Raw genomic sequence first — 25359 nt, 5'->3', positions numbered from 1 at the left:
AAATTCACCGCTCTCCGGACGGACGCTTCGTGACGCGCCGTCTCATCGTCTTCCATCTCACCCCGGGCCTCCGCATGGCCAGGGCCGCCTTCGCGGCGGGATCGTTCCGCGCGAAGGCGATCATGAGCCCGACCGCGAACATCGTCGGCAGCAGGGCGGACCCTCCGTAGGAGAACAGCGGGAGCGGGACACCGGCGATCGGCAACAGGCCGAGCACCGCACCGATGTTGATCACGGCCTGGGCCATGATCCAGGTGGTCACGCCTCCCGCGGCATACCTGACGAAGGGGTCCTCCGTGCGTCCGGCCACGCGGATACCCGCATAGCCTAGAGCCGCGAACAGGGCGAGCACGGACAGCGTCCCCGCCAGACCCAGTTCCTCACCCGTGATCGCGAAGATGAAGTCGGTGTGCGGTTCCGGGAGTTGACCCCATTTTTCCACACTCGCACCCAGCCCGGAACCGAACCATCCGCCGGAGGCCAGGGCGTAGATTCCGTGTGCGGCCTGCCAGCAGCCGTCGTCCGGATCGGGTTCGCCGATGATGCCCATGCAGGAGAGCCGGGACATCCGGTTGGGGCTGGTCCAGATCAGCAGGAACGCCAGGGCGGCGGCGAATCCGAGCACCCCGGCGAAGAGCCGGGTGGGGGCGCCGGCCAGCCAGAGCAGCCCGAAGAGGATCGCCGTGAGAATGATCGCGGTCCCCATGTCACCGCCGAGCATGATCAGCCCGAGGAGCATGAAGGCGACCGGGACGAGCGGGACGAGCATGTGCTTCCACTGCGTCAGCAACCGCTTGTCCTGCTTGCGGGCGAGCAGGTCGGCGCCCCACAGGATCAGCGCGAGCTTGCCGAACTCGCTGGGCTGGAGCTGGAACGGGCCGCCGAGGTAGATCCAGTTCTGGTTCCCGCCGCGGGAAAGCCCTATCCCCGGCACCTGGACCAGGACCATCAGGAAGACCGTGATCATGAGCATCGGGTAGGCGAGCCCGCGGTGGAGCTTCACCGGCATCCTGGACGCGATCAGCATGAGCGCGCCCCCGATGACGGCGGCGACGAACTGCTTGCCGAAGAAGTACGTCGACGACTTGTCGATGTTCAACGCCTGGATCATCGAGGCGGAGTAGACCATCACCAGGCCCAGCACGGTGATCAGGAGGCTGGAGCCGAGGATCACGTAGTAGGCGGTCAGAGGGCGGTCCCAGGCCCGGCGTGCCTGTTCGTAGAGGCGCCGTACGCCGCCGCGCGGGGCCCGGGGCGCCGGGGAGCCGCGTCCCGCGCTCCGGGGCGGCGCCGGCCGGCGGCTGCGTACGGCGGAGCTCTTCTCGGCCGGCATTGTCGCTGTCCCCTCCACTGCTCGTGCCCGGGGCCGGTGACCCCGGGCGCGGAGGCCCGGTCGGTCAGGCGCTCGTCTCGGCGCGTGCGCGGACCGCGTCCGCGAACGCCTCGCCCCGCTTGTTGTAGTTGGTGAACATGTCCATCGAGGCGCAGGCCGGGGCCAGCAATACCGTATCGCCCGGCCGCGCGAGCCTGGCGGCGTGCTCCACCGCCTCGGACATCGCCCCAGTGTCGGTCCGGTCGAGGTCGACCACCGGGACTTCCGGGGCGTGTCGCGTCAGGGCTTCGTGGATCAGCGCCCGGTCGGCGCCCATCAGCACGACCCCGCGCAGCCGCTTCGCCGCGCCGGTGACCAGCTCGTCGAAGGTGGCGCCCTTGGCGAGGCCGCCGGCGATCCAGACGATGGAGTCGTAGGCGGCGAGGGAGGCCTCGGTGGCGTGGGTGTTGGTGGCCTTGGAGTCGTCGACGTACGCGACTCCGTCGATGTCCGCGACGTGTTCGATGCGGTGGGCGTCGGGGCGGAAGTTCCGCAGCCCGTCGCGGACAGCGGCCGGTTCCACGCCGAAGGCGCGGGCGAGGGCGGCGGCGGCCAGCGCGTTGGCGATGTTGTGCGGCGCCGGCGGGTTCACGTCGGAGACCTCGGCGAGCTCCTGCGCCTGCTTCTGGCGGTTCTTCACGAAGGCCCGGTCGACGAGGATGCCGTCGACCACGCCCAGCTGGGAGGGGCCGGGGGCGCCGAGGGTGAAGCCGATGGCGCGGCAGCCCTCCTCGACGTCGGCCTCGCGGACGAGGTCCTCGGTGGCGGGGTCGGCCGCGTTGTAGACGCAGGCGACGGTGTTGCCCTCGTAGACCCGGCCCTTGTCGGCGGCGTACGCCTCCATCGAGCCGTGCCAGTCGAGGTGGTCCGGGGCGAGGTTGAGGACGGCGGCGGAGTGGGCGCGCAGGGAGGGCGCCCAGTGCAGCTGGTAGCTGGAGAGTTCGACGGCGAGGACGTCGTACTCCTGGTCTCCGAGCACCGCGTCCAGCAGCGATACGCCGATGTTGCCGACCGCCGCGGTGCGCAGGCCGGCCGCTTCGAGGATCGAGGCCAGCATCCGTACGGTGGTGGTCTTGCCGTTGGTGCCGGTGACGGCGAGCCAGGGCGCGGCCTTCCTGCCGTTGTCGCCGCGCAGCCGCCAGGCGAGTTCGACGTCGCCCCAGATGTCGACGCCCGCCTCGGCGGCAGCCAGGAAGAGCGGTTTGTCCGGCTGCCAGCCGGGGGCGGTGACGATCAGTTCCGTGGACGGCGGCAGGGTGGCGCCGTCGCCGAGGCGCACGGTGATGCCGAGCGCCTCCAGTTCGGCGGCCTGCGCGCGGGCGCGCTCGTCGTCGCCGTCGTTGACGACGGTGACGAGCGCGCCGCGCTCGTGCAGGGCACGGGCCGCTGGGATGCCGCTGACGCCGAGTCCGGCGACGGTGACGTGCTTGCCCTGCCAGTCCACGGTGCTCACTTCTTGGCTGCCCATCCCGCGTAGAAGAGGCCGAGGCCGACGATCACGCACATGCCCTGGATGATCCAGAAACGGACCACGACCAGGACCTCGGACCAGCCCTTGAGTTCGAAGTGGTGCTGGAGCGGTGCCATCCGGAAGACCCGCTTGCCGGTCATCTTGAACGAGCCGACCTGGATGACCACGGACATGGTGATCATCACGAAGAGGCCGCCGAGGATGGCGAGCAGGAATTCGGTGCGGGAGAGGATCGCGAGGCCCGCGAGGGCGCCGCCGAGGGCGAGCGATCCGGTGTCACCCATGAAGATCTTGGCGGGCGAGGTGTTCCACCACAGGAAGCCGAAACAGGCGCCCATGAGGGCGGCGGCGACGACTGCGAGGTCGAGTGGGTCGCGTACCTCGAAACAGGCGCTGGGGTTGGTCAGGTTGTCCGCGTTAGCGCAGGACTCCTGGAACTGCCAGAGGCCGATGAAGGTGTAGGCGCCGAAGACCATCACCGAGGCGCCGGTGGCGAGGCCGTCGAGGCCGTCCGTGAGGTTCACGCCGTTGGACATGGCGAGGATCATGAACAGCGCCCAGACGCAGAACAGCACCGGGCCGATCGACCAGCCGAAGTCCTCCACGAAGGAGAGCCGGGTGGAGGCGGGGGTGTTGCCCCGGGAGTCCGCGAACTGGAGCGAGAGCACCGCGAAGGCGATGCCGACGATCAGCTGGCCGGCCATCTTCGCCTTGGCCCGCAGACCCAGCGAACGCTGCTTGACGATCTTGATGTAGTCGTCGAGGAAGCCGACGAGGCCCATCCCGGCCATCAGGAACAGCACGAGGATGCCGGAGTACCGCATGTCCTCGCCGGTGATCACCTTCGCCAGGACGTACGCGATGATCGTCGCCAGGATGAAGGCGATGCCGCCCATCGTGGGCGTGCCCTTCTTGCTGCCGTGCGTGCGCGGGCCGTCGTCCCGGATGAACTGCCCGTATCCCTTGCGGGCCAGCAGCTTGATCAGCAGCGGGGTCCCGACCAGGGTCAGGAAGAGCCCGATGGCCCCCGCGAAGAGGATCTGCCTCATCGGCCGGCGACCTCGCCCTCGGTCGAGTTCTCCAGCAGTGCCTGGGCGACCTTCTCCAGGCCGACCGACCGGGACGCCTTCACCAGCACGACGTCTCCCGGGCGCAGTTCACTGCGCAACAGGTCGACGGCCGCCTGTGCGTCGGACACGTGCACCGACTCCTCACCCCACGAACCCTCGTTATATGCGCCCAGTTGCAGCCAGGAGGCTTCTCTCCCCCCGACAGCGACGAGCTTGCTGACGTTGAGCCGGACGGCGAGCCGTCCGACCGCGTCGTGCTCGGCGAGCGACGCGTCACCGAGCTCGGCCATCTGACCGAGCACCGCCCAGGTGCGTCCCCCGTCGGCCGCTCGGGCCTGGCCCATGGCAGCCAGCGCACGCAGTGCGGCTCTCATGGATTCGGGGTTCGCGTTGTAGGCGTCGTTGACAACCGTCACACCGTCCCCGCGCTCGGTGACCTCCATGCGCCAGCGGGAGAGGGTGCCCGCCTCCGAGAGCGCCTCGGCGATCTCGGTCACGGACATGCCCAACTCATGGGCGACGGCGGCCGCGGCGAGCGCGTTCGACACGTGGTGCTCACCGTACAGGCGCAAGGTCACGTCGCTGCACCCGGTGGGTGTGTGGAGCTCGAACGCGGGCCGCCCGTCGGGGGTCATGCGGACCTTCTCGCCCCGTACGTCCGCTTCCGGGGCTTCTCCGAAGAGCAGGACGCGGGCCTTGGTGCGCGAAGCCATCGCGCGTACGAGAGGGTCGTCGGCGTTGAGTACGGCGCAGCCGTCCTCGGGGAGCGCCTCGACCAGCTCGCCCTTGGCCTGGGCGATCGCCTCGCGGCTGCCGAACTCCCCGAGGTGGGCGGAGCCGACGTTGAGGACCAGGCCGATGCGGGGCGGGGTGAGCTCGGCGAGGTAGTGGATGTGCCCGATGCCGCGGGCGCCCATCTCCAGGACCAGGTGCTGGGTCTCGGAGGTGGCGCTCAGGGCGGTGAGCGGCAGGCCGATCTCGTTGTTGAGGGAGCCGGGCGTCCAGACGGTCGGGCCGTGGCGCTGGAGGAGCTGCGCGATCAGGTCCTTGGTGGACGTCTTGCCCGCGGAGCCGGTGAGCGCGACGACGGTGGTGCCGAGGCGTTCGACGACGGTACGGGCGAGCACGCCGAGGGCGCCGAGGACGTCGTCCACGACGATCGCCGGAACGCCGACGGGGCGGGCGGCCAGGACGGCTGCCGCGCCCGCCTCGACGGCGCGCTGGGCGTAGTCATGGCCGTCCACGCGTTCGCCGGCGAACGCGACGAACAGGCTGCCGGGTTCGACCTCGCGGGAGTCGATGACGACGGGGCCGGTGACGGTGACTGCCGGATCCGGTATGTCGTGCGGCTGCCCGCCGACGATGTCCGCGATCTCGGCGAGGGAAAGGGTGATCACTTGGTCATCCCTGACTGTTGTTCTCGTGGCGGGGGGCGCGGTCCGCGGCGCCGGTGCGCCCCAGGGACCGCTCGATGGCGTCGTGCAGGACCTTGCGGTCGTCGAAGGGGCGTACGACCCCGTGGATGTCCTGGCCCTGCTCGTGGCCCTTGCCCGCGACGAGGACGGTGTCCCCCGGCTCGGCGCGCGCGACGGCGGCGGCGATGGCCGAGGCCCGGTCGGCGTCGACCAGGACGTCACCGCGTTCGTGGACGGGGACCTCGGCGGCGCCGGAGAGCATCGCGGCGAGGATCGCGAGGGGGTCCTCGGAGCGGGGGTTGTCGGAGGTCAGGACGGCGGTGTGGGCGAGGCGCGCCGCGGCGGCGCCCATCGGGCCGCGTTTGGTGGTGTCGCGGTCGCCGCCGCAGCCGAGGACGATGTGCACCCGACCCTCGGTGACCTTCTGGAGGGAGCGGAGCACGGACTCGACGGCGTCGGTCTTGTGCGCGTAGTCGACGACGGCGAGGTACGGCTGTCCGGCGTCCACCCGCTCCAGCCGGCCCGGGACCCCGGGGACGGCGGCGATGCCGTCGGCGGCGATCTGCGGGTCGACGCCTGCGACGGCCAGCGTGACGATCGCGGCGAGGGTGTTGGCGACGTTGAACGGGCCGGGCAGCGGGGCGCGGGCGGCAATCCGCTCACCTTTGGGGCCGACAGCCGTGAAGGTGCTGTCCTGCGGGCCGACCTGGACGTCCTCGGCATGCCAGTCGGCGTCCGGGTGGCCCTCGGTGGAGAAGGTGGTGACCGGGACGCCGGACTCGTCGATGAGCCGGCGGCCGTACTCGTCGTCGAAGTTCACGACGCCGCGGTGGCTGCGCTCGGGGGTGAAGAGCTGGGCCTTGGCCTGGAAGTAGTCCTCCATGCCGGAGTGGAACTCCATGTGCTCCGGGCTGAGGTTGTTGAAGACGGCGACGTCGAAGACGCAGCCGTCGACCCGGCCGAGCACCAGGGCGTGGCTGGAGACCTCCATCGCGACGGCCTCGACGCCGCGTTCGCGCATGACGGCGAACAGGGCCTGGAGGTCGGTGGCTTCGGGGGTGGTGCGCTCGGACTTGATGCGCTCGTCGCCGATGCGCATCTCGACGGTGCCGATGAGCCCGGTGGCGCGGCCGGCGGCGCGCAGTCCGCCCTCGACCAGGTACGCGGTGGTGGTCTTGCCGGAGGTTCCGGTGATGCCGATCTGGAGGAGGCCGATGCCGGGCCGCCCGTAGATGTCGGCGGCCAGCTCGCCCATGACGCCCCGTGGGTCCTCGGCGACCAGCACCGGCAGGCCGGTGGCGGCGGCGCGTTCGGCGCCCGTCGGGTCGGTGAGGACGGCGACGGCACCGAGGCCCGCGGCCTGGGCGGCGAAGTCGGCGCCGTGCATACGGGCGCCGGGCAGGGCCGCGTACACGTCTCCGGGGCGCACGGCCCGCGAGTCGTGGGTGATGCCGGTGACGTCACCGGCTCCCGCCGCTTCGACGCCGAGCCGGGCGGCCAGCTCGCCGAGAGGGGTGGGCCGGAGCCGGTCCGGTCGGGGCGCTCCCGGGTAGGTCACAGGCGCGTCCTTCTGAGAGGTTTGGGACTGATCAGCGTGGGGCACGGCGGTGAGCGTACCGGGCCGGTGCGGGCTCTCGCGAAGCGAGGGACCGGGTCCCGGGAAGTTCTCGTTCCGGTTCCCGGGATCGGGGGTGATGGTTGTCACTGAGGGTTCCCTTGGAGGAGATGCTCGCGCATCCCCGTGTTCACTCGCCGGGTTTGAAGGACACCGGCAGCCGGGGCGGCTTGCTGCCGGACGGTGGTACCTGGAGCGTCTTGAGCGCGAACTCCATGACCTGCTTGTAGATCGGGCCGCAGATCTGGCCGCCGAAGTAGCTTCCCTTGGTGGGGTTCTGGATCGCGCAGTAGACGGTGATCTGCGGATCGTCGGCCGGGGCGAAGCCGGCGAAGGAGGCGGTGTACCCCTTGTAGACGCCGCGGACCGGGTCGACCCGGTTGGCGGTGCCGGTCTTGCCCGCGACCCGGTAGCCGGGGATGGCGGCCTTGGTGCCGGTGCCCTCCTGGTCGTCGACGACGGATTCCAGCATGGTCGCCAGGGTCTTGGCGGTCTTCTCGCTGACCACCCGGTTCTCGTCGGGGGCGTCGGCTGCGGTGAAGCGGCCGTCGGCGCCCTTGGTGCCGCGTACGAGGGTGGGGGCGATCCGGACCCCGCCGTTGGCCACCGTGGAGTAGACCGAGGCGGCCTGGACGGCGTTCATGGAGAGTCCCTGGCCGAAGGGGATCGTGTACTGCTGCGAGGTCGACCAGTCCTTGGGGTGGGCGAGGAGGCCGGGCGACTCGCCGGGGTAGCCGAGGCCGGTCTTCTTGCCGAGGCCGAACTTCCGCAGGTAGTCGTAGAGCACCTTGTTCGACTCGGCCTGGGTCTTGCCGAGCTGACCGGTCGCCAGGATGGTGCCGATGTTGCTGGACTTGGCGAGGACCCCGTTGAGCGTGAGGTACCAGGTGGGGTGGTCGACGTCGTCCTTGAAGAGCCGGTCGCCGCGGTGCAGCCGGTTGGGGACGGTGACATGGGTGCCGGGCGTGGCGGCCTTCTCCTCCAGTACGGCGGCCATCGACATGACCTTGCTGGTGGAGCCGGGCTCGTACACGTCCTGGAGGGCCGCGTTGCCGAGCGACGCCGAGGTCGCCTGGGAGAGGTCGTTGGGGTCGTAGCCCGGCGAGTTGGCCATGGCCAGCAGCTCGCCGGTCCGGGTGTTCTGCACGATGACGTAGCCGCGGTCGGCCTTGGACTTGGCGACCTGGTCGCTGATGGCCTTCTGGGCGGCCCACTGGATGTCGCGGTCGATGGTCAGCTCGATGTCGGAGCCGGGCACGGCCGGGTCCTCGCTGCCGCCCGCGGTGGGGACGCGGCGGCCGCCGGACTGGGCGTAGCGGATCTTGCCGTCCTCGCCCGCGAGCTCCTTGTCCAGCTGCGATTCGAGTCCGCCGCCGCCCTTGCCGTCGGCGCTGACGAATCCCAGTATCCCGGCGGCGAGGTCCCCGTTGGGGTAGACCCGCTTGGTGGTGGGTTCCTGGAGGACCCCGGCCAGGACGTTGGCGCCGGTGCCCCCGTTCAGCTCGTCCTCGGACGCCTTCTCGGCGAAGACGGCCTTCAGGTCCTTGATCTGCTTCCAGACCTGGGGGGTCTGCCGGTACGCGAGCACGGTGTAGCGGCTCTTGGGGGTCGAGAGCTTCTTGACCAGCTCGTCGACGTCCTTGCCGAGGATCGGGGCGAGCAGGGCGGCGGCCTGCTGGGGCGCGTCGGGGGCCTTGCTGTCCTCGGGCGTGAACATCTTCGGGTCGGCCGTGATGTTGTGCGCGTCCACACTGGTGGCGAGGGCGACGCCCCTGCGGTCGGTGATCTCGCCGCGCTCGGCGGCGACCGTGTACTCCAGGTAGCGGTTCTTCTCGGCCTTGGCCGCGTACGCGGTGGCGTCGACAGCCTGGACCTGGAGCAGCCGGGCCACGAAGAGCAGCATGATCAGCGTCAGCCCGAGGCTGACCAGCCGGAGCCGGGGGCGCGGGGAGCCGAGGCGGAGCGTGCGGGGCGCCCGTCCGCGTGCGGTGGTGCGCCGTGGGGCGGGGCGGGGGCCGGGGGCCGGGGGGCGAGCGCCGGAGCGGCCGTTGGCCCCGTTACGGGGGCGCGCCGGGCCGGGTACTCGGCGGCGCGGCGGTTCCTTGGGCGGCACTGCGTCACCTGCCGGGGGTGGTCGGGGGCGGGGTCGGAGACGCCGGGTTGTTCTCCGGGGCGGGGGCGGTGTCGGCCTGGGCGCCTTGGGGCTCGGGCTCGGCGGATGCGCCCGGCGAAGGGATCGCGGAGCCGGAGGGGGCGGCCGGGGCGGCGGGGTCCGTGCCGTCGGCCTGCGCGCCGCCCTCGGGTGTCGGGTCGGCGCTCGGGGTGGGGGTGGGGCTCGGACTGGGGCTGGGCGGCGGGGCGATGGCCTTCTTGGGGACTCCGCGGACCGTGCCGTCCGGGTTCAGGAAGGCGGGGCTGCCGCCGGGGACCATGCCGAGTTCCCGGGCGCGGCGCTCCAGGGCGTCGGGCTGGGAGTAGCTGTCGACGTCGCGCTGGAGGGCCTGCTGTTCGTCGGTGAGCTCAGTGGTGTCCCGCTTGAGCTTGCTGAGCCTGAACGATCCTTCGTTGAGCGCGGAGTTCAGCAGCAGCAGGGTGATGAGCCCGCCGCCCAGGAGGAGCACGACCAGCAGGACGAAAGGCGTACGGGCCGCGCTGCTGGGTGATGCGGACGGCATCAGCCGGGCGAGCCGCCCGGCGCGCCCCTTCAGCGATGCGGCCGGCCTGCTCACCGCGTGCCCCCCGTGGTGCTCATCGCTCGTCCTCCCGGATGCGCTGGGCGCCGCGGAGCCGGGCGGGGGCGGCGCGCCGGTTCTCGGCGATCTCGTCCTCGGTGGGCAGTTCCGCGCCCCGGGTGAGCAGCTTGAGGCGGGGCTGGTAGCGCTCGGGGACGACGGGCAGTCCGGGCGGCGCGGTGTTGGCGGCGCCGGCCGCGAAGACCTGCTTGACCAGCCGGTCCTCCAGCGAGTGGTACGAGAGCACGGCGATCCGGCCGCCGACCGCGAGGCCCGCCACGGCCGCCGGGATGGCCCGCTCCAACACGCTGAGCTCGCCGTTGACCTCGATGCGCAGGGCCTGGAAGGTCCGCTTGGCCGGGTTGCCGCCGGTCCGCTTGGCGGCCTGGGGCAGGGAGTCGCGGATCAGCTCGACGAGCCGGGCGCTGTTGCTGAACGGCTCCTTCTCGCGCTCGCGTACGACGGCGGAGACGATCCGCTTGGCCTGCTTCTCCTCGCCGTACGCGCGCAGGATCCGCACGAGCTCGCCGGGCGGGTAGGTGTTGAGCACCTCGGCGGCGCCGATGCCGGTCGACTGGTCCATGCGCATGTCGAGCGGGGCGTCCTGGGCGTACGCGAAGCCGCGGTCGGCCTCGTCGAGCTGCATGGAGGAGACGCCGAGGTCGAACAGGATGCCCTGGACCTTGGGGACGCCGAGCCGGGCGAGGACGTCGGGGAGCTCGTCGTAGACGGCATGGACGAGGGTGGCGCGGTCGCCGAAGTGGGCGAGCCGTTCACCGGAGAGCCGCAGGGCCTCCTTGTCCCGGTCCAGTGCGATCAGCCGGGCGGTGGGGAAGGCTTCGAGGAGCGCCTCGCTGTGGCCGCCGAGGCCGAGGGTGCAGTCGACGACCACGGGCTCGGGGTGGGCCGGGTCCTGGAGAGCCGGGGCCAACAGGTCCAGACACCTCTGGAGCATCACCGGGACGTGTCGGGTCTGGCTCAATGCGCCCTCTCAGGCTCTGTACCGCGCGGCCGGTACGTACGTCCTGGTCCCCGCCCGCTCTGAAGGGGAGGTCCGCCGGCGCCGGGGAAGGGGCGTCGGCCGACCGAGAGCGGGAGAGGGCCGGGCCGCACGTACGCCGCACATCACGGGGAAACGGACTATACGGAATATGCAGGAGGTGCAGGGGGTGCGGAGTGGTGGTGGTACGGGTTCAGGGTGGTGACTTCGCGTTACTTTAGTCCACCCTGCCATTCGATCGATTCGCGATCAACGAACCGGGCAGCGAGTCGCGCCACCCGTCCGGAAGCGGCGACGCCACCCGAACGGGCGCGTTTCCTGGTGCTTGTGGGTTAGCTCACAACAAGACCCGTTGACGTTCTTTGTCCGCTCTCACATCCCACCCGGACCAGGTGGGAAGGCTAACGTCGTAGCCATGTCGACTTCTGCTCACTCCCCCGCCGACTCCGTGACGTCCACCGCCGCGGCGGTCCGCGAGGGGGGCCAGGTCACCGATCAGCTGGTCGAGGCGAACTCCACGTACGCCAAGGGCTTCCGCGACCCCGGGATGGACGCCAAGCCGGTCCTCCAGGTCGCCATCGTCGCCTGCATGGACGCCCGTCTCGACCTCCACGCCGCGCTGGGTCTCGAACTCGGCGACTGCCACACCATCCGCAACGCCGGCGGTGTCGTCACCGACGACGTGATCCGCTCGCTCACCATCAGCCAGCGGGCGCTCGGCACCCGCAGCATCGTCCTCATCCACCACACGGGCTGCGGCCTGGAATCCATCACCGAGGAGTTCCGGCAGGACCTGGAGCGCGAGGTCGGCCAGCGGCCGGTCTGGGCGGTCGAGGCCTACACGGACGCCGACCAGGACGTACGCCAGTCGATGCAGCGGGTGCGGACCTCGCCGTTCCTCCTGCACACCGACGACATCCGCGGTTTCGTCTTCGACGTGACCACCGGTCTGCTCCGCGAGATCAAGCCCGCCTCCTGACCACCGCCCGTCCCGGCCCACCCGCGAAACACGGCAGAGACTGACATTTCGCACCCACTTATCCACAGGCAAGTGACACGAAGCGGTAACGGCAACAAGAATGCGTGGGTGACCTCCACCGGGCCTTCCGGAGGAGCGTCCGTATTTCGGGGTGGGCCGGGCGGATACATGCGCCCCGGCCCATGCGCAAAAGGGCCGAGGAGGGCCGGGTGACGACCTATGACGATCGAGCGAGCCTCACAGATCTGACCACCACAGCGGAGCGGGTGCGCAGGTCGGTGGAGGGTGTGATCGAGGGCAAGCCTGAGGTCGTACGGCTCTCGCTGACCGTGCTGCTCGCCGAGGGGCATCTCCTCATCGAGGATGTGCCCGGGGTCGGCAAGACCATGCTGGCCAAGGCGCTGGCGCGGTCCATCGACTGTTCGGTGCGGCGCATCCAGTTCACGCCGGATCTGCTGCCGTCGGACATCACCGGTGTGTCGATCTTCGACCAGCAGCGGCGCGACTTCGAGTTCAAGCCCGGTGCGATCTTCGCGCAGATCGTGATCGGCGACGAGATCAACCGTGCCTCGCCGAAGACCCAGTCGGCGCTGCTGGAGTCGATGGAGGAGCGCCAGGTCACCATCGACGGCAAGACCTACGAGCTGCCCGACCCCTTCATGGTGGTGGCCACGCAGAACCCGGTCGAGATGGAGGGCACCTACCCGCTGCCCGAGGCCCAGCGCGACCGCTTCATGGCCCGGGTCTCCATCGGCTATCCGAGCCCGGAGGCCGAGCTGCAGATGCTCGACGTGCACGGGGGCGTCTCCCCGCTGGACGACCTCCAGCCGGTGGCGCACGCCCACGACATCGTGAAGCTGATCGACGCCGTCCGTACGGTGCACGTCGCCGACGCCGTGCGGCGGTACGCGGTGGAGCTGGTCGGGGCCACCCGCAGCCACCCGGACCTCAGGCTCGGCGCCTCCCCGCGCGCGACGCTGCACCTGCTGCGCGCCGCGAAGGCCTCGGCGGCCCTCAGCGGCCGGGACTACGCCCTCCCGGACGACGTGCAGGCCCTGGCCGCGCCCGTGCTCGCGCACCGGCTGCTGCCCACCGCGCAGGCCCAGCTGAACCGCCGGACGGCGGAGCAGGTGGTGCTGGAGATCATCCAGCGCACCCCGGTCCCGACCGATCCCGGCGCCGTGCGCGGCGGCCCCGTGCCTCCGCCCCAGGGCGCGCACGACCCGGGCCGCCCGCTCTACGGCCAGCAGCAGCCCGGCACCCGGCGGCTGTGATGACGGCCGGCGAGCCCGGCGCCGTGCAGGACGGCTCCAGCAAGGGCGGACTGCGGGCGGCTTTCGGCGGGCTCACCACGCGGGGGCGCTCCTTCCTCGCCGCCGGGGTGGCCGCCGCCGTCTGCGCGTACGTCCTGGGCCAGGCCGACCTGCTGCGCGTCGGGCTGCTGCTGGCCGTGCTGCCCCTGGTCTGCGTGATCGTGCTCTACCGCACCCGTTACCGGGTGACGGGGACCCGGCGGCTGACGCCGTCCCGGGTGCCCACGGGCTCGGAGGCCCGGGTGCACCTGCGGATGGACAACGTGTCCCGGCTCCCCACGGGGCTGCTGATGCTCCAGGACCGCGTGCCGTACGTGCTCGGGCCGCGGCCCCGGTTCGTGCTGGACCGGGTGGAGGGGGGCGGCCGGCGTGAGGTGTCCTACCGGGTCCGTTCCGACCTGCGCGGCCGCTATCCGCTGGGCCCGTTGCAGCTGCGGCTCAGCGACCCGTTCGGGATGTGCGAGCTGACCCGCTCCTTCAGCGCGTACGACACGCTCGTCGTCATCCCGCGCACGGTCCCGCTGCCCGCTCTGCGGCTCGCGGGCGAGGCCTCGGGGTACGGCGACGGGCGGCAGCGCTCGCTCGCGCTGGCCGGTGAGGACGACATCATCCCGCGCGGCTACCGGCACGGCGACGACCTGCGCCGGGTCCACTGGCGCTCCACCGCCCGCCACGGCGAGCTGATGGTCCGCCGCGAGGAACAGCCGCAGCGGGCCCGCTGCACGGTGCTGCTGGACACCCGGCAGGCCGGTTACACGGGCTCCGGGCCCGACTCGGCGTTCGAGTGGGCGGTCTCGGGGGCGGCCTCCGCCCTGGTGCACATGCTGGAGCGCGGCTTCGCCGTACGGCTGCTCACGGACGACGGGAACGCGGTGCCCGGGAGCGGGTCCGACGGCTTCGCGGGCTCGACCCAGGAGTCAGCGGACTCGGCGGGCCTGATGCTGGACACGCTCGCGGTCGTCGACCACTCCGACGGCGGCGGGCTCTCGCGCGCCCACGATGTGCTGCGCGGCGGCAACGAAGGGCTGCTGATCGCGTTCTTCGGCGATCTCGACGAGGAGCAGACCTCGGTCGCGGCCCGGATGCGGCAGCGCACCGGAGCGGCGGTCGCCTTCGTCCTGGACAGCGCCCGCTGGTCCGGCGGCATGGAGCTGCTCCTCGGCCCCCCGCCCGGGCAGGCCGAGGAGCGGCTGCGGAAGCTGCGCGAGGCGGGCTGGATCGTGGTGCCCGTGGAGCCGGGGGCCGAGCTGCCGGCGCTGTGGCAGCTGGCGGGCCAGATGCGCACCGACACCCAGTCCGCCGGCAACGGCGGTTCGACAGATTTCCCGGGGGGATGGTCATGAGCGGGCGGGCCCGGCTGGCGCTGTGCGCCTTTGCGGCGACACTCCTGGCGTCGGGGGCCCTGCTCCCGCTGGTGGAGGGGGCGGGCTGGCTCGTGCAGGCGGCCCTGCTGCTCGGGGTCCAGGGCGGGGTGGGCGCGCTCGCCCGCCGGGTTCCGCTGGCCCGGTCGCTGACGATCGCCTCCCAGACGCTGGTGACCCTGCTGCTGCTGACCGTGGTCTTCGCGCGGGACCAGGCCGTGTTCGGCGTGCTCCCGGGCCCGCAGGCCGTCGTCCGCCTCGGTGAGCTGCTGGTGGCGGGCGGCGAGGACATCGGTACGTACGCCATCCCGGCCCCGATGACGGACGGCATCCGGCTCATGGTGGTCGGCGGGGTGGTGCTGATCGGGCTGGCGGTGGACGCCCTGGCGGTGACCTTCCGCAGCGCGGCCCCGGCCGGACTGCCCCTGCTCGCCCTGTACTCGGTGGCCGCCGGACTCGGTGACGGCGGGGCGGGCTGGCTCTGGTTCCTGCTGGCGGCCTGCGGCTATCTGGTGCTTCTGCTGGTCGAGGGCCGCGACCGGCTCTCCCAGTGGGGGCGCGTCTTCGGCGGAGCCGGCCGGTCCCCGGGAGGCCTGGCGGACGGCCTGTCCGGCCGGGGCGGCGGTGCGGCCGCACCGGTCCGCACCGGGCGGCGCATCGGTGTGCTGGCCCTGGGCATCGCCCTGGTGGTTCCGCTGGCGCTGCCCGCCATGGACAACGGTCTGCTGGGCGGCCGGGGCGGCGGGAACGGCAAGGGCAGCGGTGGCGGCACCATCACCGCGGTGAACCCGCTGGTGTCGCTCAAGGACAACCTCAACCAGCCGGACAACCGGGAGGTGATGACGTACCGCACCAACGCCGAGGACCCACGCGACCTCTATCTGCGGATCATCTCCCTGGACGAGTTCAACGGCAGTGAGTGGCGCTCCTCGACCCGCCGTCTGACGGATGTGCCGGACCGCCTCCCGCAGCCCACCGGTCTGGGCCGGGACGTCTCCGTCACCGAGATCCGCACGAACATCTCCTCCTCGCCCTCGTACCGGCAGAACTATCTGCCGCTCCCCTACCCGGCGAGCGAGGTGGCGATCGAGGGCCGCTGGCGGTACGAGCCGGAGGGCCGCACGCTCATCGGCGACGACGGGCAGGACACCGGCGGCGCGCAGTACGAGGTCTCCAGCCTGGTCGTCGAGCCGACGGCGGCCCAGCTGGCGGCGGCCGGACCGCCGCCGCAGAAGCTGCGCAGCGAGTACACGCAGGTCCCCGACTCGCTGCCGAACGTGGTGGCCGAGGAGGCCGAGAAGATCACCGAAGGCTCGGCCAACGACTACGAGCGGGCCGTGAAGCTCCAGAGCTGGTTCGCCTCCGAGGGCGGCTTCACGTACAACACCTCGGTCAGTTCGGGGACGGGCTCCTCGGCCATAGCCCGGTTCCTCCGGGACAAGGAGGGGTTCTGCATCCACTTCTCCTTCACGATGGCCGCGATGGCCCGGACCCTGGACATCCCGGCCCGGGTCGCGGTGGGCTTCACCCCGGGCACCCTCCAGGCGGACGGTTCGACCTCGGTCGGGCTGCGGGACGCGCACGCCTGGCCCGAGCTGTACTTCGAGGGCGTCGGGTGGACCCGCTTCGAGCCCACCCCGAGCCGGGGGGCCACCCCGGCTTACACCCTGCCGGAGACCCCCACGGGCGGTTCGAGCGCTCCGGCTCAGCCGTCGGCCGACGCCTCCACCGCCCCGTCCGCGGTCCCGTCCGCCTCGGATAGCTGCTCGCCGCAGATGCGCCGACAGGGTGAGTGCGGTCTGTCCGCCGCGCCCGGTCCGACGTCCCCGACCGACGAGGGCACCCCGGCCGGCACGGTCGCGCTGGTGGTTCTCGGTGCGCTGCTGGTCCTGCTGCTGCCCCTGCTGCCGCTGCTCTGGCGGATCCGGGTGAGAAACCGGCGCCTCGGTTCCGGGGGGCGTACGCCCTCGGACGCGGCGGCCAGGGTCCTGGCGGCCTGGCAGGAGATCACCGACTGCGCCTGGGACTACGGCATCGCGCCGGACGAGTCGCTGACGCCCCGCAAGGCGGCGGCCCGGATCGTGCGTCTGGGCGGGCTCGACACCATGGCGGCCGAGGCCGTGCACCGGATCGCGGGCGCGGTGGAACAGGTGCTGTACGCCCCCGAGCCGCGCCTCGCGGCCGGGCTGATCGAGGACGCGCTGGCGGTGCGGGCGGGGCTGGAGGCCAAGGCCGGCCGGGGCGCACGGCTGCGGGCGAAGCTGGCACCGCGCTCGGCCGTCCGGGTGGCGTGGGCGCTCTCGGACCGGTGGGCGGCGCTCGTCCAGCGGTGGACGGACCGTCCGGGGCGCGGCCGCTGGACGGCCCGGTGGCGCCGGCTGTCACGCCAGCACGGCTGAGACGGAGGCGGGGCCCGGCCAGGACCGCGTGGTCCTGGCCGGGCCCCGCTCGTCCGTCCGCCCGTTCATCCGTCACAGAGAATTCATGCGCCAACGGCTGAGGGGCGGCCGCAGAAATGCGGCCGCCCCTCAGCCATCAGTGTCGTACGTCGTGCCGAGCACGGCCCGCCCCGCCATGAGCTCCGGGGCCGGGCCGGAAGATTCTTACTGGCCCTGTTCGTCGCGGCGGCGCTGCCACCGCTGCTCGATGCGGTTCATCACCGACCGGCGTTGTCTGGGTCGTCGGCGCGAGCCGCCGTGCCCGCCGTCCGCGGCGGCCGGCTGCTGCTCACCGGGCTTCGGCGCCTTGCGCCATCCGGTGACCGCGAGCACGGCACAGCCGAGCATGACGAGGAACCCCACCACGCTGATCCAGATCTGCTGGGCGACCATTCCGGCCATGAGGAGCGCGATACCCACCAGGAAGCCAGCGACCGCCTGGTAGACCCTTTTACGGGTGTACGTACGCAGCCCGCTTCCCTCGAGCGCTGTCGCGAACTTGGGATCTTCGGCGTACAGCGCTCGCTCCATCTGCTCGAGCATGCGCTGCTCGTGCTCCGAGAGCGGCACGGGATCCTCCTCGTCGTCGGCCGCGGGGGCGACCGGTATGCGGCCCTTCCAGGATAGGCAGGGATTCGCCCCCGTGAAACCCGCCCTCTAGCGTTCAGCCAGTCCGGACCGCTATGTCGGCTCGGCTGCTGAGGCGTAGATTCCCCGACGACCGATCCGTCATGCCGGATGGTGTCACCCGATCATACGGGGCTCCGGCCCGCTACGGGGGTCCCGAGTCCGACTCCGTGCACAGCTTCGTTGCTGATCAGCCCCGTACCGGCCCTCGCGGGGGCTTCCGGGGGCCGGTCCGGGCGCCCGGCTCAGGGGCGCTTCTCGCCGAGAACGTGCAGCTGGGTCGCGACGGAGTGGAAGGCGGGCAGCTCCGCGACGGCGGCTTCGAGCTGGAGGAGCGCGTCAACGGCACCGGGCTCGGTGTCCACCAGGACGCCCGGTACGAGGTCGGCGAAGACCCGCACGCCGTGCACGGCTCCGACCTCCAGGCCGGCCCCCGAGACCAGCTCGGCGAGCTGCTCGGCGGTGAAGCGGCGGGGCACCGGGTCGCCTTCGCCCCAGCGGCCCGCCGGGTCGGTGAGCGCCTGCCGGGCCTCGGTGAAGTGGCCGGCCAGCGCGCGGGCCAGCACGGCCCCGCCCAGGCCCGCGGCGAGCAGGCTGAGGGCGCCGGAGGGGCGCAGGGCCGCCACGGCGTTCCGTACGCCCTCGGCGGGGTCGTCGACGTACTCCAGGACGCCGTGGCAGAGCACCGCGTCGAAGCCGCCGCGCTCCACGACGTCGAACAGGCCGAGGATGTCGCCCTGGACGCCCCGGACGCGGTCGGCGACCCCGGCCTCGGCGGCCCGGCGCTCCAGCGCGAAGAGCGCGTTGGGGCTGGGGTCGACGACGGTGACGTGGTGGCCGAGCCGGGCGGCGGGCACCGCGAAGTTGCCGGTGCCGCCGCCGGTGTCCAGGACATCCAGGGCGTCCCGGCCGGCCGCCTTGACCTGACGGTCCAGAGCGTCCTTCAGGACCTCCCAGACCACGGCGGTACGGAGGGAGGCGCGGGGGCGCAGCTGGTCCGACACGGCAGATGACTCCTCGGCACGGTGCCGCCTGGGACGGCGGAGCGTGAACAGTGCAGGTGGTGATGTGAGCGTTGACCACCCTATTGCCTCGCACCGCCGTCCCGGTCATCCGGCACCGGCCCGTCTCATCCCGTGGCCGGCCTCCCCGTCCTCGGCTGCGGGAGCACCGGCTGGAGGACCAGCAGCCGCTCCACCAGGCGCAGGAACTGCGCGGCGTCACGCAGCAGGTCGTCCGCGTCCCGGTCGTCGGCGGCGCCGGGCATGCCCGCCTCGGCGCGGGCCCTGCGGGGCGCCCCGGAGGCGAAGAGGTCGCTCCAGTCGGTGAGCTCGGGCGCTATCTCCGGGAGGACCTCCCAGACGCTCCGGATGCGGTCGCGGTGGCGCTTGTTCGTCTCGGGGCGGCCCCGGGCGGCCAGCACGGCGGCCGCCGTGCGCAGGGCCGCGAGGTGGGCGGTGGCGTAGCGCTCGTTCGGTTCGTGGAGCACGGCGGCCTCGTCCAGGCCGGTGCGGGCCTTGGCGAGCAGGTCGAGGGCGGCGGGCGGTGCCGTGGTGCGGCGCAGCACGGGGTGCACATCGTCGGCGGGACCGGTCAGTGAGGGGGCAGGGCTGCCTGCGCGGCGCCGCGGGGCGGCGGCTGCGGACGAGCTGGCCATGACGAACCTCCTGTCGTCGTGTGACGGCTCCGTGGCCGTATGTGCCCATGGTGGCGGGTACCACTGACAATCGGTCAGAAACCTTCCCTGACCTGCCGTTTTGCTTCGAGCGCGAGTTCGGGATAGCTTTTTGAACTGACCGGTCAGTTCAAAGAATGGGACCGGATCGGATCACGGACGAGATCAGGGGAGGGTCTGTGGAGAGCCCGCACGGCGCCGCAGTCGGCGCCGAGGACTTCGGACTCAAGGGGCCGCGCGGCTGGGTCTTCCGCCACGTGGGGTTCAGCGCTCCACCGGGGTCGCTCGTCGCTGTCGAGGGGCCCTCCGGCTCCGGACGCACCTGTCTTCTGCTCGCTCTGACCGGCCGCATGCGCGCCACCGAGGGCAGCGCGGAGACCGGCGGCCTCGAACTGCCCCGCAAGGCGGCCGCCGTCCGCAGGATCGCGGCCCTCGGCCCGGTGCCCGGCGTCAGCGAGCTGGACCCCGCCTTCACCGTCGCCGAGCACCTGCGCGAACGGGCCCTGCTCCAGGGCCGTTACGGGGCCTCTCTGCGCACCCTGCTCCGCCCGCGCGCCGAACGCCGGGCCACCGCCCGGGCCCGGATCGACACGGCGCTCGAAGCCGCGGGGCTCGACACCGCCACCCTGCCGAAGGCCGAGCGGACCTCCGTACGGGATCTGGAGCGGCTCGAAGCGCTCCGGCTCTCCGTCGCCCTGGCGCTGATCGGCACCCCGCGGCTGCTCGCGCTGGACGACGCCGATCTCAAGCTCTCCCCCGCCGAACGCGCCGACGCCTGGGCGCTGCTGCGGTCCGTGGCCGACTCCGGCACCACGGTGCTCGCCGTGTGCAGCGAGGCCCCCGAGGACGTCCAGGTCGTCCGTACCGCGCCCGCCACCTCCGACGAGGCCCCGGCCGCACCCACCACCGAAGAGACCGAAGAGGAGGAGAGCGCCGATGCGATCGCCGAAGCTGGCCGCGCTTGAGCTGAGGCGGTTCCGCAGGGGGAAGCTGCCGGCCGCCGCGCTGGTCGCCCTGCTGCTCCTGCCGCTGCTCTACGGCGCCCTGTACCTGTTCTCGTTCTGGGACCCGTACGGGAACCTCGACAAGCTGCCCGTCGCCCTGGTCAACAACGACAAGGGGGCCACGAACAACGGCAAGCGTGTCGAGGCGGGGGACGAGATCAGCGACAAGCTCCTCGACTCCAAGGTGTTCGCGTGGCATGAGGTGAGTTCCGCGGAAGCGGAGAAGGGCGTCGAGGACGGGACGTACTACCTCTCGCTGACGATGCCGGCCGACTTCAGCAAGAAGATCGCGTCCAGCGGCGGGGACTCCCCCGAGACGGGCGCGCTCCAGGTGCGGACGAACGACGCCAACAACTACATCGTCGGGCAGATCTCCAAGACCGTCTTCGGCGAGGTGCGCAACGCCGCCTCCACCAACGCCTCGCGGGGCTTCCTGGACCGGATCTTCGTCAACTTCTCCGATCTGCACGACAAGACCGCCGACGCGGCCAAGGGCGCCGACGAGCTCAAGGGCGGCATATCGAAGGCGAAGAAGGGCTCCAAGGAGCTCGCGGACGGCCTCAAGGACTCCAAGGCGGGCACCGAGCGGCTCTCCGACGGGATCGTCAAGCTGAACACCGGCGCGGGCCAAGTCGCCTCCGGTGCCCGCCAGGTGGCCGGCGGCACCCAGCAGCTGGCCGACAAGGTCAACGGTGCCGCCGGCGAGGCCCGCCCCTTCTTCACGTACTTCAAGGAGAACGGGAAGAGCATCGGGGAGGCCGCCCGCCTGGCCGCCGACGGGGCGAAGACCGCGCGTGAGAACCTCGGCAAGCTGGTGGCCGCCGCCCCGGCGGCGGCAGCCGACGCCCGCACCGCCGCCGACGAACTCGGCAGGGTGTACCGCACCCGGTGCGAGGAGGCGGCCGAGCCCGACGAGGCGTCCTGCCCCGCGTTGAAGAAGGCCAGTGAGGCGGCGTCCGACGCCGCCACGACGGCCGCCGACGTGAGCAAGCTGGTCAGCGGTCAGAACGGCGAACTGAACACGCTCAGCACGCACCTGGCCGCCTTCCAGAAGCAGGCCGAGAACCTGGCGCAGCGCGCGCCGAACCTCGAGTCCGACCTGGAGAAGGCCGTCAAGGACGTCAACGCCCTCAACACCGGCGCCCAGAAGGTCGCCAAGGGCGCGGTCGCGCTGCACACCGGCCTCGGCAACGCCCGTACCGGCTCGGCCGACCTCAACACCGGCATGGGCAAGCTGAAGACGGGCGCCGAGAACCTCGACGGCGGGCTGTTCCGGCTCGGCGACGGCTCGGCCGAGCTCGCCCAGGGGCTCAACGACGGCGTCGAGAAGATCCCGGACTACGACAAGAAGGACCGCGACGCCCGGACCGACGTCATGGCCGACCCGGTGAAGCTGGCCTCCAAGTCCCTTCACGCGGCACCCAACTACGGCACCGGTTTCGCCCCGTACTTCATCCCGCTCTCCCTCTGGGTCGGCGCGATGGTCGCTTACATGATCATCCAACCGCTCAACAAGCGGGCGCTCTCCACCGGCGCCTCCGCCTGGCGGATCGCCTTCGCCGGCTGGCTGCCGGTCGCCGCCATCGGCATCCTCCAGGTCGGCGCCCTGATGGCCGTCCTGCACTGGGGCCTTGGTCTGGAGATGGCGCGCTCGGCCGGGACGATCGCCTTCCTGGCCCTGGTGACCTGCTGCTTCGCCTCGATCGTGCAGTGGCTGAACGCCTGCTTCGGCGCGGCAGGACGCATCCTGGTGCTGGTCGTGCTGATGCTCCAGCTGACCTCGGCCGGGGGCACGTACCCCGTCCAGACCAGCCCCGGCTTCTTCGGCGCGATCCACCCGTACCTGCCCATGACGTACGTCGTCGAGGGGCTGCGCAGGCTCATCACCGGCGGTCCTCTCGGCCCGGTCTGGCTGGGCTGCGCGGTGCTGGCCGCCTTCACCGTCGGCGCCCTCGCCCTGACCGCGTTCACCGCCCGCCGCAAGCAGGTGTGGAGCCTGAGCCGGCTGCACCCGGAGCTGAGCCTGTGAGCGCGCCGGAAGCTGGGAGAATCGGCCTCATGGAAAGCAGTGGCACCACGCGCCGCCAGGCCACCCGGCAGAGGCTCTACGAGGCGGCGGTGACCCTCATCGCCGAGCAGGGCTTCTCCGCCACCACCGTCGACGAGATCGCCGAGCGGGCCGGGGTCGCCAAGGGCACGGTCTATTACAACTTCAAGAGCAAGACCGAACTGTTCGAGGAGCTGCTCCGGCACGGCGTCGGGCTGCTCACCGCCTCACTGCGGGCCGCCGCCGAGGAGTCGGAGGAGCGCGGCGGCACCCGGGTCGAGGCACTGGACGCGATGATCCGGGCCGGCCTGGCCTTCATCGACCGCTACCCGGCCTTCACCCAGCTGTACGTGGCCGAGCTATGGCGCACCAACCGCGCCTGGCAGTCCACGCTGCTGGTGGTGCGGCAGGAGGCCGTCGCGGTGGTGGAGGACGTGCTGCGCGAGGCGGTGCGCAGCGGTGAGCTGAGCGAGGAGATCGACATCCCGCTGACGGCCGCGGCGCTGGTCGGGATGGTGCTGGTGGCGGCGCTGGACTGGCAGGCGTTCCAGCCGGAGCGGTCGATCGACGAGGTCCACTCGGCGCTGTCCCTGCTGCTGCACGGGCGGGTCAGCGGGCACTGAGAGCCCGGGGTCCCGGACGAACGGAGAGCCCAGGGTCCCGGAAAGCACGAAGACGCCGGTCCGGTGAAGCTCGCATCCCCCTGCGAACTCCACCGGACCGGCGTCTTCCGTGCATCCGTCGGACCCGTTCCCCGTGACCCCGTATGTCCCCCGTGGCCCCCGGGTCCTGACGTCGTGCACCCCCGTTCCGTCAGGGGCCGCGCCCGGTCCGCCGCCCCGTGTCGGCGGTCCGGGCGCCGCGCCCCTTCCGTGGTCACCACTCTTCCGTCCCCGCAGATCCGGGCCTATCCGCGCATCTACTCATCTCGCTCCCTGAGTACGGGTACTCAGAGCTGCGCACCCGACCCCAGCCCGTTGTCCGACCGGGTCGTTACGATCTCCTGCGTGTCCGTAATCCCTCTGGTGTTCACAAGTGGCTGGGCGAGCGGGATCAACGCCTATGCGGTGGTCCTGTTGCTCGGCGTCTTCGGCGCGACCGGCGTCTCCGACGAGGTGCCCGCCGCGTTGCAGCGCACCGACGTCCTGATCGTGGCCGGTGTGCTCTTCCTCTGCGAGGTGGTGGCCGACAAGATCCCGTACGTGGACTCCGTCTGGGACACCCTGCACACCGTGATCCGTCCGGTGGCGGGGGCGGTGATCGCCGCACTGCTCGCCGGGGAGAGCGGTTCGCTGCCGGAGCTGGCGGCCGGGGCGATCGGCGGGTCGACGGCGCTGATGAGCCATCTGGTGAAGGCCGGGACGAGGATGGCGGTCAACACCTCCCCGGAGCCCTTCAGCAACATCGGGATGAGCATCGCCGAGGACCTCGGGGTCGCCGGGGTGGTCACGTTCGCCATATTCAATCCGGTGGCGGCGGCGATCATCGCCGCCGTGCTGCTGGTGCTCGGGATCGTCATAGTCATCTTCCTGGCCTCGCGGATCCGCCGCTTCCTGCGCCGCCGGGCCCAGCGCCGCGAGGAGAAACGGCTGGCCGGCGCGGAGGGGCCCTGGCCGCCCGGCTGAGCTGCCGGTCGGTGGGTCCCGGCCTCCCGGCTGAGCTGTCGGCCGGTGGGTCCCGGCCTCCCGGCCGGGCTGTCGGTGGCGGTCGATAAAGTCACCGGCATGGCACGAATTGCGGTGATCGGCGCCGGGACGGGCGCCATGGCGGCGGCCGCCCGGCTGGCCGTCGCGGGCAACAAGGTGACGGTGTACGAGCGGTCCGCGAGCTACGGCGGCTCGCTCGGCCGTCATGAGCACGAGGGCTTCGTCTTCGACACGGGACCCGGGCTGCTGCATCTTCCCGCCGTCCAGCGGGACCTCTTCGTCAAGACCGGCAAGGAGTCCCTGGAGCAGAGCGTCACGCTGACCCAGGTCGACCCGGCGAGCCGTCACCTCTTCGCCGACGGCACGTCGGTGTCCCTGCCCAACGCCTCCCGCGCCGGGGTGGCCGCCGCCCTGGACGCGACGCTCGGCGCCGGTACCGGGGAGCGGTGGACCGGGTTCCTGGAGCGGGCCCGGGACGCCTGGGACCGGTCGCGGCGGCCGCTGCTGGAGGAGCCGCTGCGGGCGGACCACCAGGTGCTGGGCCGCGACCCGTATCCCGCCCTGAAGCAGCGGCGGTTGCTGCGCACCCGGCAGGCGGCCACCGTGGCGGAGATCGGCGCCTGGGAGCTGGCGGACGCCCGGCTGGCCGCCCTGCTCGACGGGTACGCGCTCTCCTACGGCCTCGACCCGCGCACCGCGCCCGCGAGCGCCGCGCTGCTGCCGTACATGGAGCAGTCCTTCGGCAGCTGGTACGTGATGGGCGGGATGCGGGAGCTGGCCCGGGCGGTGTACGAGCGGTGTGTGGCCCGGCGGGTGGAGTTCCTCTTCGGGGCCCAGGTGGTCCGGGTCGTGGAGAAGGACGGCCGGGCGGCGGGCGTGGAGCTGGCCGGCGGTGAGGTGGCCGAGGCGGACCGGGTGGTGCTGGGGGCGCGGCCGCACGCGGGGCTGGTGCCGGGCGGGCAGGTGTGGGGCGCGGACGATGTGACGGTCCGGGCGGGCTCGGTGCCGGGGCGGTTCGTGGTGCTGCTGTCGCTGCGCGGGGGCCGGGAGGCGGACGCGGCGCACCGGACCGTGGTGCACAGCGCCGATGCGGCTGCGGAGCGGGGGGCGGTGTTCGGGGGCCGGGTCGCCGCGCACCCGACGGTGACGGTGCTGCGCCCCGACGACCCGGCGACCCGGCCGGACGACGCGCACGAGGCGGTGACGCTGAGCGCGGTGGTGGCCACGCAGGGCCCGGTGGACTGGACGGACCCGGCGGTGCGGCAGCGGTTCGCGGACGTGCTGGTGGAGCGGGCGGGCGCGGCCGTGCCCGGGCTGCGGGAGCGAATCCTGCACACGGAGGTCCGTACGCCCGCGGAGACCGAGGCGGAGACGGGGGCCGAGGGCGGTGCGGTGCCGCCGCCCGCGCTGGCCGGTGCTCAGGGCACGTATCTGCACCCCGGTAACCTCACCCGGCTGCCGGGGCTCTATCTGGCGGGCGGCTGGTCGCACCCGGGCGGCGGGCTCGCGCACGCCGGGATGTCGGGGACGCTGGTGGCCGGGCTCGTGGTGGAGGGCGACGGGTTCCGCGGTTCGCAGTAGGGGCCGCGGGGGC

The 25359-nt window shown here is 72.2% G+C and carries 20 protein-coding genes; 9 read left to right on the top strand and 11 right to left on the bottom strand.

Annotated features, from left to right (window positions below; all coding sequences use genetic code 11):
- Positions 1-4: 4 nt before the first annotated feature.
- The 8 genes from ftsW to rsmH all read right to left on the bottom strand — a co-directional run bounded on the left by ftsW (position 5) and on the right by rsmH (position 10657).
- Positions 5-1333, bottom strand: coding sequence for a putative lipid II flippase FtsW (ftsW, locus tag R2B67_RS28105; RefSeq protein WP_317821952.1), 1329 nt, complete (start codon positions 1331-1333; stop codon positions 5-7).
- Positions 1334-1397: 64 nt separating this feature from the next.
- Positions 1398-2840 carry a UDP-N-acetylmuramoyl-L-alanine--D-glutamate ligase gene (gene murD, locus R2B67_RS28100; protein WP_317821951.1) on the bottom strand — a complete coding sequence of 481 codons (1443 nt, stop codon included), beginning with the start codon at positions 2838-2840 and terminating at the stop codon, positions 1398-1400.
- A complete protein-coding gene (gene mraY / locus R2B67_RS28095) occupies positions 2822-3892 on the bottom strand; it encodes a phospho-N-acetylmuramoyl-pentapeptide-transferase (RefSeq protein ID WP_018511997.1) in 1071 nt (356 codons plus the stop codon). Before mraY ends, murD begins: the two co-directional genes overlap by 19 nt.
- Positions 3889-5310, bottom strand: a complete 1422-nt coding sequence (locus R2B67_RS28090) for a UDP-N-acetylmuramoyl-tripeptide--D-alanyl-D-alanine ligase (RefSeq protein ID WP_317821950.1) — start codon at positions 5308-5310, stop codon at positions 3889-3891. The genes mraY and R2B67_RS28090 overlap by 4 nt, the downstream gene beginning before the upstream one ends.
- 4 nt (positions 5311-5314) lie before the next feature.
- Positions 5315-7033, bottom strand: coding sequence for a UDP-N-acetylmuramoyl-L-alanyl-D-glutamate--2,6-diaminopimelate ligase (locus R2B67_RS28085; protein ID WP_026241483.1), 1719 nt, complete (start codon positions 7031-7033; stop codon positions 5315-5317).
- A gap of 40 nt (positions 7034-7073) precedes the next feature.
- Positions 7074-9056, bottom strand: coding sequence for a peptidoglycan D,D-transpeptidase FtsI family protein (locus R2B67_RS28080; protein ID WP_317821949.1), 1983 nt, complete (start codon positions 9054-9056; stop codon positions 7074-7076).
- 4 nt (positions 9057-9060) lie between these two features.
- Positions 9061-9672: a cell division protein FtsL gene (locus R2B67_RS28075; RefSeq protein ID WP_317821948.1), complete on the bottom strand. Its 612-nt coding sequence runs from the start codon at positions 9670-9672 to the stop codon at positions 9061-9063.
- Between the two features lie 19 nt (positions 9673-9691).
- A complete protein-coding gene (gene rsmH, locus R2B67_RS28070; protein ID WP_317821946.1) occupies positions 9692-10657 on the bottom strand; it encodes a 16S rRNA (cytosine(1402)-N(4))-methyltransferase RsmH in 966 nt (321 codons plus the stop codon).
- Positions 10658-11090: 433 nt separating this feature from the next.
- Here rsmH and R2B67_RS28065 point away from each other — a divergent pair, with 433 nt between their 5' ends.
- The 4 genes from R2B67_RS28065 to R2B67_RS28050 all read left to right on the top strand — a co-directional run bounded on the left by R2B67_RS28065 (position 11091) and on the right by R2B67_RS28050 (position 16727).
- Positions 11091-11654, top strand: coding sequence for a beta-class carbonic anhydrase (locus R2B67_RS28065; RefSeq protein WP_237325398.1), 564 nt, complete (start codon positions 11091-11093; stop codon positions 11652-11654).
- Between the two features lie 209 nt (positions 11655-11863).
- Entirely contained in the window at positions 11864-12928 is a 1065-nt protein-coding gene (locus tag R2B67_RS28060; RefSeq protein WP_317821944.1) for an AAA family ATPase, read from the top strand.
- Positions 12928-14310, top strand: coding sequence for a DUF58 domain-containing protein (locus R2B67_RS28055; RefSeq protein ID WP_317821942.1), 1383 nt, complete (start codon positions 12928-12930; stop codon positions 14308-14310). The genes R2B67_RS28060 and R2B67_RS28055 overlap by 1 nt, the downstream gene beginning before the upstream one ends.
- Complete coding sequence (locus tag R2B67_RS28050; RefSeq protein WP_317821941.1) at positions 14307-16727, top strand: transglutaminase TgpA family protein; 2421 nt, start codon at positions 14307-14309, stop codon at positions 16725-16727. The genes R2B67_RS28055 and R2B67_RS28050 overlap by 4 nt, the downstream gene beginning before the upstream one ends.
- Positions 16728-16931: 204 nt before the next feature.
- On the opposite strand, the gene R2B67_RS28045 is transcribed toward R2B67_RS28050, so the two are convergent.
- From R2B67_RS28045 to R2B67_RS28035, 3 genes are all read right to left on the bottom strand, one after another.
- On the bottom strand, positions 16932-17336 hold the full coding sequence (locus tag R2B67_RS28045; RefSeq protein ID WP_317821940.1) for an SCO2097 family morphological protein: 405 nt from the start codon (positions 17334-17336) through the stop codon (positions 16932-16934).
- Positions 17337-17638: 302 nt separating this feature from the next.
- Entirely contained in the window at positions 17639-18397 is a 759-nt protein-coding gene (locus R2B67_RS28040) for a class I SAM-dependent methyltransferase (protein ID WP_317821939.1), read from the bottom strand.
- Between the two features lie 125 nt (positions 18398-18522).
- Positions 18523-19050: an SAV_6107 family HEPN domain-containing protein gene (locus R2B67_RS28035; RefSeq protein ID WP_237325400.1), complete on the bottom strand. Its 528-nt coding sequence runs from the start codon at positions 19048-19050 to the stop codon at positions 18523-18525.
- A gap of 197 nt (positions 19051-19247) precedes the next feature.
- Here R2B67_RS28035 and R2B67_RS28030 point away from each other — a divergent pair, with 197 nt between their 5' ends.
- From R2B67_RS28030 to R2B67_RS28010, 5 genes are all read left to right on the top strand, one after another.
- On the top strand, positions 19248-20033 hold the full coding sequence (locus tag R2B67_RS28030; protein ID WP_317821937.1) for an ATP-binding cassette domain-containing protein: 786 nt from the start codon (positions 19248-19250) through the stop codon (positions 20031-20033).
- The gene (locus tag R2B67_RS28025; RefSeq protein WP_317821935.1) at positions 20005-22101 is read left to right on the top strand and encodes a YhgE/Pip family protein; all 2097 of its coding nucleotides are present in this window, start codon (positions 20005-20007) and stop codon (positions 22099-22101) included. Before R2B67_RS28030 ends, R2B67_RS28025 begins: the two co-directional genes overlap by 29 nt.
- A gap of 29 nt (positions 22102-22130) precedes the next feature.
- Positions 22131-22742, top strand: coding sequence for a TetR/AcrR family transcriptional regulator (locus tag R2B67_RS28020; RefSeq protein WP_018511982.1), 612 nt, complete (start codon positions 22131-22133; stop codon positions 22740-22742).
- Positions 22743-23126: 384 nt separating this feature from the next.
- The gene (locus R2B67_RS28015; protein ID WP_317821934.1) at positions 23127-23744 is read left to right on the top strand and encodes a DUF4126 domain-containing protein; all 618 of its coding nucleotides are present in this window, start codon (positions 23127-23129) and stop codon (positions 23742-23744) included.
- Positions 23745-23843: 99 nt separating this feature from the next.
- On the top strand, positions 23844-25346 hold the full coding sequence (locus tag R2B67_RS28010; RefSeq protein WP_317821932.1) for a phytoene desaturase family protein: 1503 nt from the start codon (positions 23844-23846) through the stop codon (positions 25344-25346).
- Positions 25347-25359 lie beyond the last annotated feature (13 nt).

The sequence above is a fragment of the Streptomyces cyaneofuscatus genome (assembly GCF_033109485.1).
Lineage (GTDB): Bacteria > Actinomycetota > Actinomycetes > Streptomycetales > Streptomycetaceae > Streptomyces > Streptomyces cyaneofuscatus.
The sequence above is the reverse complement of the archived record's forward strand: the minus strand, read 5'-3'. Positions and strand labels throughout refer to the sequence as shown.